We start from the raw sequence: 19,197 nt of genomic DNA, 5'->3' as shown, positions 1-19,197 counted from the left end.
TGGCATCAAGACAATCGATATCAAGAGACTTCACGTCGACACAACCACTACACTGATCGTCATGGAGGACGAGGTCGATCGGCTGGTCGCAGCGTGGCGCCGGGAGCGCCCGGACCTCGACGTGGAACCGCTCGAGGTGCTGAGCCGCGTCAGCAGGCTGGCCCGGCACCTGGACCGCGCACGGCGGCTGGCCTTCTCCGAACACCAGCTGGAGCCCTGGGAGTTCGACGTGCTGACGGCGCTGCGCCGTGCGGGCACCCCGTACCAGCTCTCCCCGGGACAGCTGCTCACCCAGACCCTGGTCACGTCGGGCACGATGACCAACCGTATCGACCGGCTGGCGAAGAAGGGCCTGGTGGAGCGCCTGCCCGACCCCAGCGACCGGCGCGGTGTCCTGGTCCGGCTCACGGACGAGGGCCGGGACCGCGCCGACCAGTCGCTGGCGGGCCTGCTGGCCCAGGAGCGCGCGATCCTCGGGGAGCTCTCCCGCGCCCAGCGCAGCGAACTGGCGGCCCTGCTACGCCAGCTGACCGCCCCGTTCGACAACATCCCCGGCTAGATCCGCCGGCCCCACCCCGGCCCTGCGCGCCAGCGCGACGGCGGCCAGGGTGGAGTGGACACCCAGCTTGCCCAGCACGTTCTGCATGTGGGTGCGCACCGTGTGCGGGGACAGGTACAGCCGTTCCGCGACCGCCTTGCGCCCGAGGCCGGCGACCATGCAGCGCAGCACCTCGCGCTCGCGCGGGGTCAGCGACTCCACCAGCAGTTCGCTCTCGGTGCGGTGCTTGCGGGCGGCGGTCAGCTCGCGCAGGACGCCGGTGAGCAGGGCGGGCGGCAGATGCGTCTCGTCGCGCAGGACGCCCCGGATGACGCTGAGCAGCCGGGACAGGGAGCAGTCCTTGGCCACCCAGCCGGACGCCCCGGCCCCGAGCGCCAGGGCCGCCCGCCGGGGGTCGTCCTTCTCGGCGAGGACGACGATCCGTACGCCCGGCTGCCCCGACCGCACCCCGGCGACCAGCGAGATCCCGTCCACCAGCCCGTCCTCGTTGCCGTCCCGCACGGACACGGCGGGCCGGGTGCCGGGCACGTGGCCGCCCAGATCGGCGTCGACGAGCAGCACGTCGAACCGCCGCCCCTCGGACGCCGCCCGCTCCAGGCAGCGCAGTGCGGCCGGACCGCTGCCGGCCGCGGAGACGTCGACGTCGGGCTCGGCGGCCAGGGCGGCAGCGAGCGACTCGGCGAAGATGCGATGGTCGTCGACGACCAGGACTCGGACACGAACCACGAAACCCCCTCCCCCGAGCTCCGCGCGGAGCAGGGGATACCCATCGTCTGTCCGTCCTCGGATGACGGCACCGGCACGGGTACGACGCCCGGGGCCCCGAATCCGGACCCCGTCTTCAGCTGTGCTGTGTGCTGGCTGCTCCGGGACGGGTCGCCGCAGCCGCGCGGCCGCCGCCGTGCGGTAACTGCTACCCCCGCCCCGGGCGTCGTACCCGGCTGTCTCGCCCCCTGAACGGCACCGGCCCCCACCGGTGCTGCTCATCAGAGTACGGACGGGCGCCGGGAGCGGAAGGCTATTTGCAGAACTGACTCCCCGGCACGTTTATGGTGAGCCGCATGTTTCGTCTTGTGACAGAAGTCGACAAGGAACGGCGCGATCTGCTGCGCACCCGCCTGCGGGAGACGAACACAGCGGCCTCCTCCGTCCTGCGTTCCCTGCGCGGGACACCTCACGAACGCGAATTCCCGTTGCACGTCTGGGTGCTGGACGAGACCGGCGGCCTGGCGGGCGGCCTGGTCGGCCACACCTGGGCGACCTGGCTCCACGTGACCTACCTGTGGGTGGACGGCCGATGCAGGGGCGTAGGCCTGGGCTCGGCCCTCCTGACGGAGGCGGAGCGCACGGCCCGCGACGAACGTGGCTGCGCGGCGTCCCGCGTGGAGACCTGGGACTTCCAGGCCCCGGACTTCTACCGCGGGCAGGGCTACGAGGTGAAGTGCGTGATCCCCGACTATCCGCCAGGGATCACGGAGTACACGCTGACAAAGCGGCTGAGCCGACAGTCGAGCTGAGGTGTTCAGAACTCGTCGAGCGCGCCCGAAGTGATGTGGAAATACCGCTGCGGACTGACGAAAACCAGGCTCCCGTCGATCAGCTCGGTGTGCGGCGGGAGGTCGGGCAACGTGAACAGGTCGTCCACGGTGTATCCGTCCCGGGGCGGCACCGGCCAGCGGCAGCCGGGCGTGGCGTTCGACTCGGCGAGGGGCTCGGCGGTCATGGTTCCTCCCATGGGCGGAATTCTCGACCAGCCCGTCCACGGTAGCCGCCGGTTCCACTGACCGTCATCGCAAAGAGTGACGACAGGACGGCACGGGGCAGCACGAACCGACTGAGGTGCGGGGCCGAGCGACGACACCGATCGTCACTCGGGCGCCAGCCCCATGTCCTTCGGGCTGTAGCGGGGCAGTCCGGCCGTGTCGACGCTCCAGGTGCCGAGCTCGGTGACCAGGGTGACCGTCTCTCCGTACGGAAGGTGCAGCCGGTTCTCGTACGCGGGTCGGCCCTCGGTCTTACCGATGCTCCACTGGTAGGTCCAGGTGCCGTCGCGCGGGTCGAGGATCAGGTAGTGGGGAATACCCATGGCGGGGTAGTCACGGCTTTTGTCGCGGTAGTCGTTGTCGGGGTTGGACGGGGAGACGATTTCGATCGCCAGGACGATCTCGTGGGGGTCGAGGGGGTCGTCGGTCTGCATGGCCTCGCCGGTACAGACCAGGATGTCCGGGATTCTCAACGTGCCGAGGGAGGCGTCGTCGGTGTCGGTGGCCTCGAACGCGAACATGCCCTCCGGAACCTGGGCATCGAGCTGCCGGGACACCAGCTTCGCGGTGAGCTGGTGGCGGGGCCGCGGGCTCATCATCATCACGAGCTGACCGTCACTGATCTCGGGCCAGGCAAAGCCCGGCGGTGGGGTCATACGATCACGGCGCTGACGCAGGCGCCTGTACAGGGTCTGCTGGGTCATGGGTCCTCCCGGCCTCCAGTATGACGGCGACTGCCGTCGGCGGCGGGCGTGAATGCTCACGCTCACCCGGAATCGGGCAGGGTGTCCGCCGCCGGCCTGACGACGACCTCGGCCCAGACCGTCAGCCCTCCATCCGTCCGCCGTGTCCCCCACCGGGCGGCCAGCGCGCCGGTGATCAACAGCCCTCGCCCGCGTTCGCGCCCCGCCCCGGCCCCACCGCCCGACGCGCAGATCTCGGGAGTACCGCCACTCCGGCCGTCGTCGGTCACGCCGACCGCGACCTTGTCGGCGGCGAGAGCGCAGGTGATCTCGACGGTGCGGCTGTCCGTGTGCTCCAGGGCGTTGGCGATCAGTTCGCCGGCAACGGCCACGAGGTCGTCCGTCGTCCCGGCCGGCACATTCCACGACCGGCAGGTGTCTCGGACGTAGTGCCGGGCGATTCGGGCGGAGGCGAGGTCGCTGCCGGGGAGCTTGAGTATGCCGTACGCACGAAGTGCCGGTGAGGCTTTGTCCACAGGCACGTAACGGTCCAGGTACTCCCCTTCAGCCAAGGTGCCCATGCGGGCATCGACGGGCCGTTCCACTTGCTGCACTTCCCCGCTGGCCCCCCTGTGGCCGTAGTGCAGCCGATGACAACATCCCTGTACCTGGAGGAAGATAGCGACATCGGACGCTACGAAACCGCGTTCAACCACCTCCGCGCCGAAGCCCTCGACGCAGAGGCAACTCGACACCACATCCATGAGCTGATCAAGGACCGCTACGCATGAACAAGAAGGTCGACCTCACCAACGACTCCTGGGCCAAGAGCGACCTGAGCGACGGGGGCGACAACTGCCTCGAGGTCGCCTTTGTCGACGGTGTGGTCGCCCTGCGAGACTCCAACGACGTCGGCAACCCCGACGCCCCTGTGCTCTTAGTCTCCGAGGCCGACTACCGAGCCTTCGTCGGAGGCATCGGCAAAGGTCAACGCAACCTCCTGCTGCCATAGCACGGCGGTCTCGTCTGGCTTCCACAGCAAGCTGACGGCCTGTTGGGTGTTATGGCGGCAACTTGGCGGGCAGGCACCATCACCCATCGGCCCGGAGCTCAGTCCGTCTGGCGTTGCCAGCTCGCCGCCCAAATACACTGTGCGACCAGTCAGTCGACGGTGAGTTGGAGTCGGGGGTGCTCAACCTCGTCGGAGTTTTACTCAGGGAACGTAAATCGCCAATGAGTGCGCCAGTTGTTCCACATCCTGTGAAGCCTCCATGACGCGAGCGACGTCCTCAGTTGCCGTCCACATCACGACGTCAGCACCGTGTTCCTCAACCCTCCAGGCATAGCGCACGCATGCCAGCAAATGCGGCGAGCCCTCCTGAGGCAGGTAACGGAATACCGTCATCCCTTCGCCCAAATTCCGTGACTTGAAGCGTCTGACAACCGGTGTATGGACAGCATGAGGATCATCCGCAAGCGTGATTGCACGCAGTGTCTCGTCGCGCGCTCCAGAGGCTGGTCCGATGGCCGCCAGGACCGGAAGTGGCATATCCGTGGGATGATCTCGGTGGAGAAACAGCCAGTGGTCCGTGCCGGGCGGCGACAGAGACTCGGCGCATCTCGTCAGTGTGTTCGCGACGAAGTCAATCCCACTTGGCCCGGGATCGAGCTCCCGGTCCAGCCACAGGTCTTCGGCTTCTTCGCGACACCAGGACCGAATATCGTCCCACTCATCGAACGGCCCCACTTCGCCGTCACGAGGAGGAATAACAGTCCACGGGTATGGGTCGATGTACTCGATGTCGATCACAGGGTAGAAGGGCTCGCCCATTAACGACGCCACCGAAGTGTTGCCATGACGGCGTCGAACCATTCGACAAGGGCGTCAGCCAGTTCGTCGCGTGGATCTCCCCCTCCGACAGCAGAGAACGCAGCCACGAACCAACGGTTGGGGTCATCCGGTACTGCCACGATGTACTCCACACGGCGGGAGGCCAGGTCTGCACCCTTTCCACTATCCGCTTCGGCCACGTACTCGCGTCGTACGGCGAGGGCTCCGTCGAGCTCTCCCGAGCTGAGGTCGGCGTTCACGACACCGTCCTGCGACAGCAGGTGCACGGCCACATCGGTTGGCTCGAAGTGAGCCCCAACTTGGCCGCGCTGGCGAGGCAGAAGGCTTTCCGAGACGACGATGGATGCACCAAGATTGACGTCAGACGTTGACCTCATCGGCAGGTACAGGTCGAGAGCGTTACTCTCCTGGGCCCGCGCTACGGCAGCACGCAATCGGCGGTCCAACTCCCGCTTGAAGACATTGACCCTGTCCGGTGGCGATTCTGCCGGAATGTGAGTGAAAGCCTTATCCAGAATGCGACGAAGCGCACCCTCTGTGCCGTGACGAAGAGGTACCTGTTCCCAGTCGTTGGGAAGGATAATTCGATATCCGGTCACCACCGAGACCGGGTCCGCCCCAGATACGGTCTGCTCAACGGGCATACGTATGCTCCCTACGCTTCAACCACCACACACCGGAGAAGGTGGCAACAGAGGCAATGATGGCGATCCACAGCATCCACCCGCCACGGAAGTAGGTAAATGCTGTCGCGTAGGCGAGATAGAGGCCGGCGGATGTCTGCAGGTAAATCGCGTCATACGACAGTAGCTTCCATTTCTCAGGGCTGCGATGCAGAAGCAGCAGCGCGGGCGGCGTGAGCGCACACAGGGACCATTCCCACGTCGGGAGCCCGATCACTGCGTCGCCGAGAAAGTCCTCGGTTGCGGGCCCTGCAGCCGATCGGACGATCGCCGCCAGCAAGATGATCTTCAGGGCAGTGAGCGACTTGTCGATGCGCTCTTGCGTCTGTGCGGATGCGTCGGTCTCCGCGTTCTCAGTCATGGAGCCACTTCTTTCACCACTGTCCCACCGGGGCTTCCATGCGCCCCTTCATCCTGTCGTACTCGCCACCTGACATATCGTTCCCGAACTTGTCACCCAGGTCGAGAGCAGTACCGACCGCCCACGAGCCCTGAAGTAGGTTCTGCTGGCGCTGGGCCTGTACTGCGTTGTCCGCAAGAGTGGCATCGGCCGGGTACTCGTCGCGCAGCTTCTTGATGTCTTTCATCTGTTGGCTGAGCTTCGCGTCACCGATCGTGCCAGCTTTGTCCCGCAGGGCGACCTGAGGTAGGGGCGCTTCACGCACGTCATCAGCGGCACGATTCCCTGCCGCCCTGTTCTTGGCCTCCAAGCGCAGGCGGCGCGCCCGTGCGGCCTCACGGTTCTTACTTGAGGTGCCACCACGCTTCCTGGCGGACCTTGCAGCAGCCTTGCGCGCACCAGCGTTGACCGCGGCCGCTTGGGTTTTCGCGCTGTCCTTGGCAAGGCCGGCTGCAGTCTTCCGAGAACTTTGCTGCAGTGCCTTTATGGCCTTGGCAGCCTTCAGTCCGTTACGCGCCAGTTTGAGCGCGCCGATATCCATCACGACATCGAACCATGAGCCATTTCCAGTGGTTGCAAGTGTGAGGTGCGACAAGGCCACCACGACGGTCAGTCCGAGAGCAATCCAGCCCACAACTGGGATTAACATGGCTATGGCCCCAAAAGCCGTCGCAAACCAACTGAGTCGTTCAGTCCAGGTCTTGAGCCACTCCGCGTCGGCGACCCACGCCTTGAAGTCGTTCCACCAACTATCCTTCATATCGTCGTCGATGGACGACCGGATCTTGCTAGCAAAGTGACTGGAGCGCCCCGCGTAGTCGCCTTCCGCCCGGTCCAACCTTTTACGTGCATCCTCCAGGTCGCTTTTGGCACGCTTGAGCTCGGGGTCCTCCTCCGGAGAAGAATCGGAACCTATCGGCCTATTCTTGTCACCTCCCGCCTTACCGTGTCCCTTGCTCGCGTGCCTGTCGATCACACGCTGAGCGTCTTTGGCGTCCTCAAGTGCCTTGTCCGCCCTCTTCTGGAAACCCTCCAGCTCATCAGCCCAATCCGAGAGATGACCTTTCACCTCTCGATATCGGTCCTCTACCTCGTCGAGTTTGCGCCCCAACCCGCGGGCATCTTCGCCCAACTTCTCTGCATACTTGCCTTTGAGATCGTCTGCATCCGCCATCGCGTTGAGCGCGGCGGCCTGGGTTCGCAAGTACTCTGCGATCTTTTTCATGTGATCAACTTGGTCGCGAATCCCCTCTGTATCGCCAGGAACGGGATCGCTCTCCCGGAGAGGATGCCAGTCTTTGGGGCGCGGCATTCATTCCCTCTTAATCTTTGATACCCGGCCAGGCAAGTGACGTCTACTTATTCTTACCGACCTTGGAAAGTTCGTCATCGAGCCCTTCGAACGCGTCACGCGTGCCTGAGACCATTTTTCCGACCGTCTCCAGCGACTCGATCAGACGCTTGCGATTTTTATCCCAGTTACCGATGAAGTCAGTCATGGCCTCCTTGAGTTCCGGCGCGCCGACCACTGATTTGATGTCATCCTTCCAAGCACCCAAACCACGGAACTCGATTTGAATTTCCTTGAGCTGCTTCGCGGATGTGGTGAGCAGCTGTAGATCGACGATCAGGTCCGACATGGATCCCCCCCTTTGGGTTGTTGAATTATCTATCCACCCGGGATGTCACCGGTTGACGGCCTGGATCTCCTGGACCACGACATCCTGATCCCCGCCGAACTCACCGTTGGGCAGGTCACCGCCCGCACCGGTCGTGCTCGTCCAGCTGATCTTCCAAGTGACGGTGGCCTGAAGGTTGTATGAACCGTCACCAGAGGAACGCAGATACGTCACCCCGCATGGAGGGGTCTCGTCGGCCTTGCCCTTTACGTAGGGCTCCCCGATCTGCCCGTCACGGATCTCGCACTCACCGGAGGCGGGATACGTGATCGCGTCGTCCGTACCCGGGGTGATCTTCAGCGAGATGGGCTCAGCCGTGGTCGTCGCGCTGAGGCCGAGCAGCGGGACGGACGCGGTGACGGAGACCGGTTTGAACTCGGCGGTGTCCAACCACGCCCAGGTCGGGAGGTTCACCTTTGTGGTATCCGCCGGGGCGAGTTCGACCTCAGTGGAGGGCACACGGATCTCGGCGTACGCGAGCTGGGCAAGCATCTCGGGGGTGATGGCCTCGGCGACGTTCGCAGGGGGTGGGTCGCCCTTGTCCACCCAGAAGATCGGTTCCTGGCAATCCAGTGAGCCCGGGGCGCCAACCTGGCTCTCCGGGATGTAGGAGTCCCACCAGTAGCCTTCGTCGGCCTTGTCCTTGTTGAAGTCCTTGTACGGGTGGCCTTCGACGTAGCGGTCACGCTGCTGCGCGTCCCATTCGTACCCGGTCGACCCCGCTTCCCAGATCGGCTCCAAATGCTTTTGCAGCTGATCCGGCGTGTACTTGGGGGCGTAGTAGCAAGGAGGCGGCGTCCAGGTACCGGCGGCGGTGACAGCCCCCGCAGATGCGCCCGAGCCGTTCTTGGAACGGTCGAAGACGATCACACCGCTGGCTGACGACGCGAGTGTTTCCCCGTCCGCAGATCCTGAGGTGTTCCCCGACACATTCGTGTCACTCTCGGTGGTCCCGTCAGGCGTGACCTTGGCCGTGGCGGTCGGTGCACTCAGCGCTACAAGAGCCAAGGCAAGCATCAGACCGCCAATTGCCCCCCGTTTCACTTCAGGCACTGCTTGGCTCCTGCGGTCGAAACAATGCGTGTGGTCTGCCAGATCCCGTCGTCACTCTTCTCCAGCCGGGTGTTGTAGAGGATGAAGTCCTCATCGGACGGGGTCGTGACTTTGGGCTTGTCCGTCTTCAGGTCCTTGGCATACCCCTTGCTCTCGTCGGCACAGAAGACGAGCGAGGCCGTCTTGCTGCCTTCAAGCGTGACGGTCCTGTCGTAGTACCTAATCGTCCCTGTGATGCCCAGGTTGCCCTTCTTGAACTTTTCCACCCAGGTCGCGGCCGCTTCCAGTGCCCTGCCAGAGTTGTAGAAGTTCAGGGCCTCTGCCTTGGGATCCGTTCCTGCGATCGCAGCGTTGGTGGCACGCATACGGTCGGCGTTGTCGGCGAGTACCGCATCCTTGACGGGGTCACCGGTCTTGCCGTCCTCGAACGTCATGGTCAGATCCGAGGGGAGCTTGATTTCCGGGCGGTTGGACGCTCGCGAAGGCGACTTGGAGGGCGATGTAGAAGTAGCATCCCCCGTGTCGGCGCCGGCAATCTTGTCGTTGCCCTCGGGGCTGTCGTCACCGCCCGCGCAGGCGGAGAGCGACAGGGCCGCGACGGCAGTCAGCGCGGCGGTGAGAAGGGTTGGGCGGCGGTTCACGGACAGCTCCCGGTGGGGCGACAGTTTGCACAAGTGTGGCAACGCTATCGACCGGGCCACGAGCGACACCAGATGGGTTTACGTCAGGCCTGCCTGGCAAAGCGATCGAACTGCTAGAGGTGCCGCGATCACGTCTTCTCAGCAGAAGGCAGAAGGGCCCTGGGCCGTGGCGGGGGAAGCCACGGCCCAGGGCCGGTCGGTGGGGCGCCGGGCGGTCAGTGGGCGTGCGCGGCGCGGCGGGTGACCTTGTGGATGGCCTCGAGGGCGAGGTCGGGGCGGTCGGTGTGGATGTAGTGGCCGCTGCCCTTGGCGGTGGTGAGATGGCTGTTGCGGGAGATCTTCCGCCATTCGCGCTGGCCCTCGGCCCACATCTCTTCGAGGGCGGGGCCGTACTGGGGGACCTCGGCGTACTGGGACTCGTGCTCGAGGATCTCCACGGGGATGCGTCCGGCGGAGCGGACCGGCCCGTCGGCGATGACCAACTGCTCCGGGTTCTGGCCCTCGTTGGCGGCGAGGGCGCCGTCGCGGAGCTGTGCGGCCATGCCGGTGGCGTCGGAGGGGATGGTGCGGTTCATGTCGCGGGTGAGGTGGGGGACGGTGGCGTCGAGGAGGACCAGGCCCTTGACGCGGTCGGTGTGGCCGGGGGTGTAGCGGGCGGCGATGCAGCCGCCCAGGGAGTGGCCCGCCAGGACGACGGGGCGGTCGCCGGCGAGGCGGTCGAGGACCTTCGTGAGCAGGGCGCCGGTGTCGTCCATGGTCTGCAGGGTGCCCGGGGCGGGCTTGTCGCTCTTGCCTTCGCCGAGGCGGTCGTAGGAGCAGACCCGGTTCGACTTGCTCAACGTCTTCTGGAGCGGGGCCATGTTGTCCAGGCCCTCGCCGCCGCCGGCCATCAGCATCACCAGGGGCTCGTGGCGGTGCGTGGCGCGGCCGGAGCAGGAGACGTCGACCGTGCGGCCGTCGATGCGGATCTTCTTCTCGCCGGTGAAGGAGGCGCCCGCCGAAGCCGCGGAGGAGGTGTCCTCGGTGCCCGCGTTGGCGTACTCCTCGTTGAGGACCAGTCCCGCGCCGGCCACGGTGCAGAGGACGGCGATCGCAGCGGTCGCCTTGGCGAGGGTGCGGAACATGGGAGCCTCCAGCAGGCAAGGGTGGGGTACGAGTCAGGTGCTCAAGGGTCTTTCTCGGCCGGCCGGTTGTCGTTCCCGGCGACTGATGAAGACTCTATGGATCCGGCAGCCCCTGATCGTCACCCTGCGGTGGACACCTGCCCGTAGCTCCCCCGGGGGACAAGCGCGCAGGCTCCCGCGCGGACCCCCCGGACCGTCATCCCACCCGCCGGGCCCCCGCCGAAGGCACCGCCTCGAACACCCGCGGCGCCTTGAGGTCCGCCGCCGCGAAGGCGTCCTCGACCGCCTTGGTGACGGCGTCCACGTCGGCGGCCTCCACCAGGACGATCGCCGAGCCGCCGAAGCCGCCGCCCGTCATGCGGGCGCCGAGGGCGCCGGAGGCGAGGGCCGTGTCCACGACCAGGTCCAGCTCGCGGCAGGAGATCCGGAAGTCGTCGCGCAGCGAGGCGTGGCCCTCCACCAGGACGGGGCCGATGGCCCGGGTGTCGCCGGACTCCAGGAGCGAGACCACCCGTTCCACGCGCTCGTCCTCCGTGACGACGTGCCGGACCAGGCGGCGCACCTCCTCCTCGTCGCCGAGGCGTTCCAGCGCGGCATCCAGGTCGGCGTACGGCACGTCGCGCAGGGCGTCGACGCCCAGCAGCGCGGCGCCCTTCTCGCAGCCGGCCCGGCGCTTGCCGTACTCGCCCTCGCTGTGGGAGTGCTTGACGCGGGTGTCGACGACCAGCAGGCGCATGCCCTCGGCGGCGAGGTCGAAGGGGATCTGGCGCTGGGAGAGGTCGCGGGTGTCGAGGAAGAGGGCGTGGCCCTCCTCGCAGCAGGCGGAGGCCGTCTGGTCCATGATGCCGACGGGGGCGCCGACGTAGACGTTCTCCGCGCGCTGGCACAGGCGGGCCAGCTGCCGGCCCCGCAGGTCGAAGGAGTAGAGGTCGTTCAGCGCCAGGGCGACGACGACCTCCAGGGCCGCCGAGGACGAGAGCCCCGCACCCGCCGGGACCGTCGAGGCCAGGTGGATGTCCGCGCCGGTCAGCTCGTGGCCCGCCTCGCGCAGCGCCCAGACGACACCCGAGGGGTACGCGGTCCAGGACTTGTCCGAGCCGGGGGTCAGGTCGGCGACGCGCAGCTCGACCGGGTCGGCCGCGATGTCGGCCGAGTGCAGGCGCAGGATGCCGTCGTCGCGCCGGGAGACCGCCGCGACGGCCCGGTGCGGCAGGGCGAACGGCATGACGAAGCCGTCGTTGTAGTCGGTGTGCTCGCCGATGAGATTCACCCGGCCGGGCGCCGCCCACACTCCCTCCGGCTCCGCCCCGTACAGCTCCCGGAACCGCTTGCCGACGGTTTCCGCGACAGCCTCGCCCATGCCCTGACCCCTCGCCCTTCCGGAAAGTCCGTGAATACCGTACGTACTAGCCCGCGCGCCGCTGCGCGAACTCCCACGCGTCCGACACGATCCCCGCGAGGTCCGCGCGGGACGGGTTCCAGCCCAGTTTCTCGCGGGCGGTGTCCGCCGACGCCACCAGGACCGCCGGGTCGCCGCCCCGGCGCGGGGCCACCACCTCGGGGATCGGGTGGCCGGTCACCCGGCGCACCGTCTCGACGACCTCGCGGACCGAGAAACCGTTGCCGTTGCCCAGGTTGCAGATGAGGTGCTCGCCCGGGGTGGCGGCGGCCACGGCCAGCAGGTGGGCCTCGGCCAGGTCGGCGACGTGGATGTAGTCGCGCACGCAGGTGCCGTCCGGCGTCGGGTAGTCGTCACCGAAGACGGAGATCGCCTCACGCCTGCCCTGCGCCACCTGGAGGACGAGCGGGATGAGGTGCGACTCGGGGTCGTGGCGCTCGCCGTACTGGCCGTAGGCGCCCGCGACGTTGAAGTAGCGCAGTGAGACCGCACCCAGCCCGTGGGCGGCCGCCTCACCGGTGATCATGTGGTCGACGGCGAGCTTGGAGGCGCCGTACGGGTTCGTGGGCTTGGTCGGCGCGGACTCGACGATCGGGACCTGGTCCGGCTCGCCGTACGTGGCGGCGGTGGAGGAGAAGACGAGCCGCCGCACGCCCGCGCCCCGCATGGCCTCCAGCAGGGCCATGGTCCCGCCGACGTTGTTGTCCCAGTACTTCTCGGGCTTGACGACCGACTCGCCGACCTGGGAGAAGGCGGCGAAGTGCAGCACGCCGTCGAACGAGGCGTCCAGCCACTTGGCGGCGTCGCGGATGTCGCCCTCGATGAACGAGGCACCGGCCGGCACACCCTCGCGGAAGCCCGTCGAGAGGTTGTCGAGCACGACGACCTCGTGCCCGGCCTCCACCAGATGCTGGGCGACGACGCTGCCGACGTATCCCGCACCACCTGTCACCAGGTACTTCCCGCTCATGAACTCGCTACCTCTCGCAGTCGCTCGGCCGCGCGCTCCGGGGGCACGTCGTTGATGAACACGTTCATGCCGGACTCGGAGCCCGCGAGGAACTTCAGCTTGCCCGACGTACGGCGGATGGTGAAAAGCTCCAGGTGCAGCGCGAAGTCGTCCCGCGTCACGCCCTCGAACTCCTCGAGCTGCCCGAACGGCGCCTGGTGCCAGGCCGCGATGTAGGGCGTCGGAGGCTCTCCCTCGCCGAAGATCCGGTCGAAGCGCCTCAAGAGTTCCAGATAGACCTTGGGGAATTCTGTGCGCGCCGCCTCGTCGAGGCCGAGCAGGTCGGGCACCCGCCGCTTCGGGTAGAGGTGCACCTCGTACGGCCAGTGCGCGGCGTACGGCACGAAGGCGGCCCAGTGTTCACCCTCCAGGACGACCCGGTCGCCGGCCAGTTCCTCCGCCAGGACGGAGTCGAACAGGTTCTCCCCGCCCGTGGCGTCCTTGTGGGCGGCGAGTGAACGGAGCATCAGGGCGGTGCGCGGGGTGGTGAACGGGTAGGCGTAGATCTGCCCGTGCGGGTGACCCAGCGTCACGCCGATCTCGGCGCCCCGGTTCTCGAAGCAGAACACCTGTTCAACGGAGGGCAGATGGGACAGCTCGGAGGTGCGGTCCGTCCAGGCGTCGAGCACGAGCCGGGCCTGCTCCTCGCTCAGGTCGGCGAACGAGGCGTCGTGGTCGGAGGTGAAGCAGACGACCTCGCAGCGGCCGGAGTCGCCCGCCAGCGAGGGGAAGCGGTTCTCGAAGACCGCGACGTCGTACGACGAGTCCGGGATCTCGCTCAGGCGGTCGCCGCGCGACGGGCACAGCGGGCACTGGTCGGCCGGCGGGTGGTAGGTGCGGCCCTGGCGGTGCGAGGCGACGGCGACCGAGTCACCGAGCAGCGGGTCGCGGCGGACCTCGGAGGTGGTGACGGTCCGCTCCAGCGGACGGCGGTCCACGGCGTCACGCACGGTGTCGTCCCGCAGGTCGTAGTAGACCAGCTCACGGCCGTCGGCCAGCCGGGTCGAGGTCTTCTTCACTGCCGCACTCCTCTGCACCCACCCATGGCGGTCACCAAGGACACCCATCAATCACCGAACACAATCAAACATAACACATCACAACCCACCACGCCCGCCACCGCGACTCTCGTTCATCACAATCAAACAAAGTTCATCACCAGAAGTGTTCAATTACTGAACGCGGAGGCGTAGGTTCCGCTCCGGATCAGTTCGCGAACGAAGCGAGTGCTTAATGCAAACCCCCACAAGCTCCACTTACCTAGCCGCAGAGCTTCGACTCCCCACCAACTGGCTCGACTACACGATCCTCGGGATCTACTTCGTGGTCGTCCTGGGCATCGGCTTCGCCGCCCGGCGTTCGGTCAAGACCAGCCTGGACTTCTTCCTGTCCGGCCGTTCACTGCCCGCCTGGGTCACCGGCCTCGCCTTCGTCGCCGCCAACCTGGGTGCCACCGAGATCCTCGGCATGGCCGCCAACAGCGCCCAGTACGGCGTCTACACGACCCACTGGTACTGGATCGGCGCCATCCCGGCGATGGTCTTCCTCGGCCTGGTGATGATGCCGTTCTACTACGGCTCGAAGGTCCGCTCGGTCCCGGAGTTCCTGCTCCTCCGCTTCGACAAGGCCTCCCACCTGCTCAGTTCGGCCCTGTTCGCCGTGGCCGCCATCCTGATCGCCGGCGTGAACCTGTACGCCCTCGCGATCGTCGTCGAGGCGCTCCTCGGCTGGCCGGAGTGGGTGGCCATCGTGGTGGCCGGCTTCTTCGTCCTGGCGTACATCACCCTGGGCGGCCTCTCCTCGGCCATCTACAACGAGGTCCTCCAGTTCTTCGTGATCCTGGCCGGCCTCATCCCGATCACCATTCTGGGCCTGAAGAAGGTCGGCGGCTGGGACGGCCTGTCCGACTCGCTCTCCAAGTCCCACGGCTCCGACTTCATGACGGCGTGGGGCGGCACGGGCATCGGCAGCGAGAACCCACTGGGCGCCAACTGGCTGACCATCGTCCTCGGCCTCGGCTTCGTCCTCTCCTTCGGCTACTGGACGACGAACTTCGCCGAGGTGCAGCGCGCCCTGTCGGCGAAGAACCTCTCCGCGGCCCAGCGCACGCCGCTGATCGCGGCCTTCCCGAAGATCTTCATCGTCTTCGTGGTGATGATCCCGGGCCTGGTCGCCGCCGTCCTGGTCCCGAAGATCGGCACGCCCGGCTCGGACCTCCAGTACAACGACGCGATCCCGTACCTGATGCAGCAGCTGCTGCCCAACGGTGTCCTCGGCATCGCGGTGACCGGCCTGCTGGCGGCCTTCATGGCCGGCATGGCGGCGAACATCTCCTCCTTCAACACGGTCTTCACCACCGACGTCTGGCAGAAGTACGTGGTGAAGGACCGGGAGGACGGCTACTACGTCCGCTTCGGCCGCCTGATCACGGTGATCGGCGTCCTCGCCTCCATCGGCACGGCGTTCCTGGCCTCCTCGTTCTCCAACATCATGAGCTACCTCCAGACGCTCTTCTCCTTCTTCAACGTGCCGATGTTCGTGGTCTTCATCATCGGCATGTTCTGGAAGCGCGCGTCGATGAAGTCCGGCTTCTGGGGCCTGATCGCGGGCACCACGGCGGCGATGGTGAACTACTTCGTCATCTACAAGCAGGGCATCATCGACATCCCCTCCGACCAGGGTGCCAACTTCGTCTCCGCGATCGCCGGCTTCGTCGCCGGTGCGGTGGTCATGGTCGCCGTGTCCCTGTTCACGAAGCCGAAGCCGGTCACCGAGCTCCAGGGCCTGGTCTACGGCACCACTTCCCCCGGCATGTCCGAGGCGCCCGCCAAGGGCGACGACGCGTGGTACCGCAAGCCGGCGCTGCTGGGCTGGGGGGCGGTCGTCCTGGCCGCCGCCTGCTACATCCCGTTCTCGTTCTGATCGCGGGAGGATTGAGAGAGCATGTCTGATTCCTACTCCGACAAGAACGTCCAGGACGAGGTCTCCGAGCTGGAGACCAAGTCCGTCACCGCCGCGCGGCTGTTCGACATCCGGCGGATCATCGGCGGCCTGTTCGTGATCTACGGCGTCATCGTGACGATCGCGGGCTTCGTGGCGTCCGACGACGACATCGACAAGGCGCAGGGGGTGAACATCAACCTGTGGACCGGCGTGGGGATGCTGGTCCTGGGGATCTTCTTCCTGGCCTGGCTGAAGCTGCGGCCCGCGGCGCCGCCCACGCCGCCGCTGGAGGAGGCCGCCGGCAAGGAGTGACGGTGCGATTCTGACGCCGGCCCGGCGTTCTCCAGTTGCCCGGCGTGGGGGTGGGCGCGGAGGTGGGTGACGCGGGCCGGCGCTTGCCGGGTGCCTCCCCCAGTGCCTGAACGGCCTGGGAGGTGCCCCCAGCGCCCACCCTCCCCCACTCTCGGCTTCGCTCGAGCGGGGGGGGACCCCCATCGCCCCAGCGGCGCGACCGCCCACAGCGGCGCAGGCGCCGCGGGCATCCCGTACCCGCTCAGCCGCCGGAGGCACCCGCCCGGTCCAGCAACCCCGTCCGCGCGGCCAGCGCGGCCGCCTCCAGGCGGGAGCCCACGCCCAGTTTCATCAGGACCCGCTGGACATGCGTACGCGCCGTCGACGGGGCGATCCCCATGCCGGCCGCGATCAGCCGCGTGTCCTCGCCGTCCGCGACCCGCACCAGCACCTCCACCTCCCGCGGGGTGAGCATCTGCAGCAGCCGCTGTCCCTCGTCGTCGGGCTGGGCCGCCGGGTTCAGCAGTTCGCCGAAGGCCCCCTGCAGCAACGCCGGCGCCACCGCCGCCTCCCCGGCCCGCGCCTTCATGATCGCCCGCTCGACGCCTTCTATGCGCTCGTCGTGCCGCACGTACCCCGACGCCCCCGCCGCGAACGCCGCCGCGATGCCGCGAGGGCTCGGCACCGGGCCCAGCACCAGTACCGCCACCTGCGGGCGCTCCTGCTTGATCCGCACCACCGGGTCGAAGTTCCCCGGCTCGGCCGGTGTCGCGGTCCCCAGCAGGCAGACCTCGGGCGCCCTGCTGATCACCAGCTCCGCCGCGCCCGCGGCGGGTGCCGCCGCGGCCAGCACCCGGTGCCCCCGCAGCTTCAGCGCCGAGGCCAGCGCCTCGGCGAGCAATCGGTGATCGTCGACCACCATGAGCCGTACTCCCATGGAGCAACCCCCCAGTCACCCGGTCCACCCCGGCATGCCCCCGGCATGTCCCCGGAAGCTACACGCTCGCCCGCCCGCGCGCTGCCCCTACCGGCGAGAACCGACCCGGAGCACCGAAATCCCCCGCAACGCGGTCGGCCCCGCCCCTCGAACAGGGGCGGGGCCGGGACGGTCACCCACGCAACGGCGACGGCGTCGGCGTCGGCGTCAGCGTCGGCGTCGGCGTCGGCGTCAGCCGCTGGTGCCGAATCCGATCGCCAGGTACTCCTTCTCGTCCGCGCTGCTCGGCTCGCTGGCGTACACCTGCGACATGTACAGGTGCCCCTGCGAGTAGATGAGCTCCGAGTAGTCCGGCGACATGCTGGACTCCACGTCCCGCACCGCCTCCGTCGCCGGGTTCTCCAGCAGCGTCGTCTGCTTGAACGTGGCGCCGTCGATGCTCACGATCTGGCCGCCCTTGTCGTACGGCGGGCGCTTGTAGGCGATCACGTTGCCGCCGTCCATGCGCAGCGGGGTGATCGTGTAGTCGTCGCCGGAGTCCGCGCGCTGGCCGGTCTGCTTGCCGGTGGTCAGGTCGAAGGCGACGACCTCGTTGGCCTGGCTGTACGACTCGCCGCTGCCCTCGTGCTCCTCGGTCGCGATGTAGAGCTTGCCGTTGCCGGCCGTGAGTCCGTTGCAGCTCTCGGGCTTGGTGATGCTGTCGCAGCGGGCCGCGTACTGGGCGCCGGGTGCCGAGATGCGGGTGAGCAGCTTGCCGGTCTTGTTGTCGATGGAGAAGAAGTCCGAGATGCCGCTGCCGTCACCGGCGGAGTCGCCGACGTCGGCGGCCACGACCAGCGGGTTCGTCGACACCACAGCCGCGTACTCGATGCCCTTGGCCATCTTGTACTCGGAGAGCACCTTCCCGCTCTTCGGGTCGATGGTCTGGATGTTCAGCTGCCGGGCGTCGTACGAGCCGCACTTGCGCACCGCGACCAGCTTCTCGCCGCCGCCGTAGCCCGCGTCGTAGCAGGTGTCGGTCGTCTTCGGGGACCAGAGGATGTCGCCCTTGGCGATGTCGAAGGCGACCCCGCCTTCGGTGCTGCCGGCGGCGACGGTGTCACCGCTGATCGTGACGTTGTCGAAGGAGAGCGGCCCTTCGCCTGCGGTCTTCGTCCACACCTTCTTCCCGGCGTCCAGGTCGAGGACCGCGACCTGGGTGCAGCCGTGCGAGGGCTCCGCCTTGGTCGGCATGGCGGGCTGGTGGATGATCACCGTCTTGTTGTCGTCGGTGACGTGCGGGGTGACGGCGCAGACGGGACCGTCCAGCTTGATCGACCACTTCTTGCTGCCCTTGTCGGCGTCGTACCCGACGACCTCGGCGACGCCGCTCTTGGCGTACACCTTGTCGGTGAGCCACGAGCCGGAGACGACGACGCTGCTGTCCTCCTTGCTCACCGCGGGCATGGGGACCTGGAAGAGCACGTTGGCGGCGGGGTCGGAGGGCGCCTTCTCCTTGGCGCCGGAGGACTTGCCGCCGTCCCCGCCCTTCTGGTCCGTACCGCCGTCGCCGCCCTTGCCGCCACTGGTGCCGGCGGTGTCCTTCTTGCCGTCGTCCTTGCCGGAGGAGCCGGCGTACCAGATCCCGCCGCCGATGATCAGCGCGATCGCGACGACGGCCGAGACGATGATCGCGACCTGCGCGTTGATCTTCCGGCCGCCGCCCGGCCCGCCCGCGGCCTGCGGCTGCATGGCCATGGTCGGAGGCTGGTAGCCGGGCTGATAGCCGTAGCCGGGCTGCCCCGGCTGGACGGGCTGCCCCGGCTGGCCGTACGGCGGCGTCGGCTGTCCGTACGGTCCCGGCTGACCCGGCTGCTGACCGGGGTAGCCGTACCCCGGCTGGGGCTGCGGCGGCGTCTGCGGGTATCCGTACCCCGGCTGCTGCTGCGGCGGCCCCGCGGGCGGGGTCGGCGGAGCAGCGGGGGCCTGCGGCGGGGTCTGCGGGGCGGACCCGGGCGTCTGCGGGTAGCCGTAGCCCGGCTCGGGAGCCTTGCCGAGGTCGGGTCCGGAGGGCGGCGTGGGCGGCTGCGGTGGCTGGTTCTGCGGTGGCTGGTTCTGCGGCGGGCCGAAGCCGCCGCCCTGCGGGGGCTGGTTGGGCGGCGGGGGCGGCGGCTGGGTCATGACGGGAGCACCTCGGAGAGC

General features: G+C 67.7%; 22 protein-coding genes and 1 pseudogene. 6 read left to right on the top strand and 17 right to left on the bottom strand.

Annotation, left to right across the window (positions count from 1 at the left end):
- Nucleotides 1–61 precede the first annotated feature (61 nt).
- A complete protein-coding gene (tamR, locus tag ABS735_RS02125; RefSeq protein ID WP_007450665.1) occupies nt 62–559 on the top strand; it encodes a MarR family transcriptional regulator TamR in 498 nt (165 codons plus the stop codon).
- Here tamR and ABS735_RS02120 read toward each other — a convergent pair.
- Nucleotides 518–1,285, bottom strand: coding sequence for a response regulator transcription factor (locus tag ABS735_RS02120; RefSeq protein ID WP_373902866.1), 768 nt, complete (start codon nt 1,283–1,285; stop codon nt 518–520). The two genes, tamR and ABS735_RS02120, sit on opposite strands and share 42 nt — an antisense overlap.
- 323 nt (nt 1,286–1,608) lie before the next feature.
- Here ABS735_RS02120 and ABS735_RS02115 point away from each other — a divergent pair, with 323 nt between their 5' ends.
- Complete coding sequence (locus tag ABS735_RS02115) at nt 1,609–2,076, top strand: GNAT family N-acetyltransferase (RefSeq protein WP_373902865.1); 468 nt, start codon at nt 1,609–1,611, stop codon at nt 2,074–2,076.
- Nucleotides 2,077–2,111: 35 nt separating this feature from the next.
- Here ABS735_RS02115 and ABS735_RS02110 read toward each other — a convergent pair.
- From ABS735_RS02110 to ABS735_RS02100, 3 genes and pseudogenes are all read right to left on the bottom strand, one after another.
- A pseudogene (locus ABS735_RS02110) lies at nt 2,112–2,294 on the bottom strand (Uma2 family endonuclease); the annotation flags it as partial.
- 132 nt (nt 2,295–2,426) lie between these two features.
- Complete coding sequence (locus ABS735_RS02105) at nt 2,427–3,026, bottom strand: Uma2 family endonuclease (RefSeq protein ID WP_373902864.1); 600 nt, start codon at nt 3,024–3,026, stop codon at nt 2,427–2,429.
- Nucleotides 3,027–3,088: 62 nt separating this feature from the next.
- Entirely contained in the window at nt 3,089–3,586 is a 498-nt protein-coding gene (locus ABS735_RS02100; RefSeq protein WP_373902981.1) for an ATP-binding protein, read from the bottom strand.
- 6 nt (nt 3,587–3,592) lie between these two features.
- On the opposite strand from ABS735_RS02100, the gene ABS735_RS02095 reads away from it, so the two are divergent.
- Nucleotides 3,593–3,796: a Scr1 family TA system antitoxin-like transcriptional regulator gene (locus ABS735_RS02095; RefSeq protein ID WP_373902980.1), complete on the top strand. Its 204-nt coding sequence runs from the start codon at nt 3,593–3,595 to the stop codon at nt 3,794–3,796.
- Nucleotides 3,793–4,017 carry a DUF397 domain-containing protein gene (locus ABS735_RS02090; RefSeq protein WP_373902863.1) on the top strand — a complete coding sequence of 75 codons (225 nt, stop codon included), beginning with the start codon at nt 3,793–3,795 and terminating at the stop codon, nt 4,015–4,017. The genes ABS735_RS02095 and ABS735_RS02090 overlap by 4 nt, the downstream gene beginning before the upstream one ends.
- Before the next feature lie 201 nt (nt 4,018–4,218).
- Here the strand turns inward: ABS735_RS02090 and ABS735_RS02085 are convergent, their stop codons facing one another.
- The 11 genes from ABS735_RS02085 to galT all read right to left on the bottom strand — a co-directional run bounded on the left by ABS735_RS02085 (nt 4,219) and on the right by galT (nt 13,864).
- Nucleotides 4,219–4,815, bottom strand: coding sequence for a hypothetical protein (locus ABS735_RS02085; protein ID WP_476755822.1), 597 nt, complete (start codon nt 4,813–4,815; stop codon nt 4,219–4,221).
- Nucleotides 4,816–4,835: 20 nt separating this feature from the next.
- Nucleotides 4,836–5,501: a hypothetical protein gene (locus ABS735_RS02080; protein WP_373902861.1), complete on the bottom strand. Its 666-nt coding sequence runs from the start codon at nt 5,499–5,501 to the stop codon at nt 4,836–4,838.
- Entirely contained in the window at nt 5,491–5,901 is a 411-nt protein-coding gene (locus ABS735_RS02075) for a hypothetical protein (protein ID WP_373902860.1), read from the bottom strand. Before ABS735_RS02075 ends, ABS735_RS02080 begins: the two co-directional genes overlap by 11 nt.
- Before the next feature lie 13 nt (nt 5,902–5,914).
- A complete protein-coding gene (locus tag ABS735_RS02070) occupies nt 5,915–7,165 on the bottom strand; it encodes a hypothetical protein (protein WP_373902859.1) in 1,251 nt (416 codons plus the stop codon).
- A gap of 130 nt (nt 7,166–7,295) precedes the next feature.
- The gene (locus tag ABS735_RS02065; RefSeq protein ID WP_373902858.1) at nt 7,296–7,580 is read right to left on the bottom strand and encodes a hypothetical protein; all 285 of its coding nucleotides are present in this window, start codon (nt 7,578–7,580) and stop codon (nt 7,296–7,298) included.
- Between the two features lie 45 nt (nt 7,581–7,625).
- Nucleotides 7,626–8,636, bottom strand: a complete 1,011-nt coding sequence (locus ABS735_RS02060; protein ID WP_476755876.1) for a hypothetical protein — start codon at nt 8,634–8,636, stop codon at nt 7,626–7,628.
- A 23-nt stretch (nt 8,637–8,659) separates the two neighbouring features.
- Nucleotides 8,660–9,313: a hypothetical protein gene (locus ABS735_RS02055; RefSeq protein ID WP_373902857.1), complete on the bottom strand. Its 654-nt coding sequence runs from the start codon at nt 9,311–9,313 to the stop codon at nt 8,660–8,662.
- Between the two features lie 215 nt (nt 9,314–9,528).
- Nucleotides 9,529–10,437, bottom strand: a complete 909-nt coding sequence (locus ABS735_RS02050) for an alpha/beta fold hydrolase (RefSeq protein WP_373902856.1) — start codon at nt 10,435–10,437, stop codon at nt 9,529–9,531.
- A gap of 196 nt (nt 10,438–10,633) precedes the next feature.
- The gene (gene galK / locus ABS735_RS02045) at nt 10,634–11,797 is read right to left on the bottom strand and encodes a galactokinase (RefSeq protein WP_373902855.1); all 1,164 of its coding nucleotides are present in this window, start codon (nt 11,795–11,797) and stop codon (nt 10,634–10,636) included.
- Between the two features lie 46 nt (nt 11,798–11,843).
- Nucleotides 11,844–12,806: a UDP-glucose 4-epimerase GalE gene (gene galE / locus ABS735_RS02040; protein WP_373902854.1), complete on the bottom strand. Its 963-nt coding sequence runs from the start codon at nt 12,804–12,806 to the stop codon at nt 11,844–11,846.
- Nucleotides 12,803–13,864, bottom strand: a complete 1,062-nt coding sequence (gene galT / locus ABS735_RS02035; RefSeq protein ID WP_373902853.1) for a galactose-1-phosphate uridylyltransferase — start codon at nt 13,862–13,864, stop codon at nt 12,803–12,805. Before galT ends, galE begins: the two co-directional genes overlap by 4 nt.
- A 214-nt stretch (nt 13,865–14,078) precedes the next feature.
- Here galT and ABS735_RS02030 point away from each other — a divergent pair, with 214 nt between their 5' ends.
- Together ABS735_RS02030 and ABS735_RS02025 are read left to right on the top strand one after the other, a co-directional pair.
- Nucleotides 14,079–15,767, top strand: coding sequence for a sodium:solute symporter family protein (locus tag ABS735_RS02030; RefSeq protein ID WP_373902852.1), 1,689 nt, complete (start codon nt 14,079–14,081; stop codon nt 15,765–15,767).
- Between the two features lie 21 nt (nt 15,768–15,788).
- On the top strand, nt 15,789–16,100 hold the full coding sequence (locus ABS735_RS02025) for a hypothetical protein (protein ID WP_373902851.1): 312 nt from the start codon (nt 15,789–15,791) through the stop codon (nt 16,098–16,100).
- A gap of 241 nt (nt 16,101–16,341) precedes the next feature.
- Here ABS735_RS02025 and ABS735_RS02020 read toward each other — a convergent pair whose 3' ends face one another.
- Together ABS735_RS02020 and ABS735_RS02015 are read right to left on the bottom strand one after the other, a co-directional pair.
- A complete protein-coding gene (locus ABS735_RS02020; RefSeq protein WP_373902850.1) occupies nt 16,342–17,016 on the bottom strand; it encodes a helix-turn-helix transcriptional regulator in 675 nt (224 codons plus the stop codon).
- Between the two features lie 231 nt (nt 17,017–17,247).
- Nucleotides 17,248–19,176, bottom strand: a complete 1,929-nt coding sequence (locus ABS735_RS02015) for an outer membrane protein assembly factor BamB family protein (protein ID WP_373902849.1) — start codon at nt 19,174–19,176, stop codon at nt 17,248–17,250.
- Nucleotides 19,177–19,197: the final 21 nt, after the last annotated feature.

It is taken from the genome of Streptomyces sp. MMCC 100 (genome assembly GCF_041538145.2).
Classification (GTDB): domain Bacteria; phylum Actinomycetota; class Actinomycetes; order Streptomycetales; family Streptomycetaceae; genus Streptomyces.
This window is presented reverse-complemented; position numbering and strand designations above follow the sequence as displayed.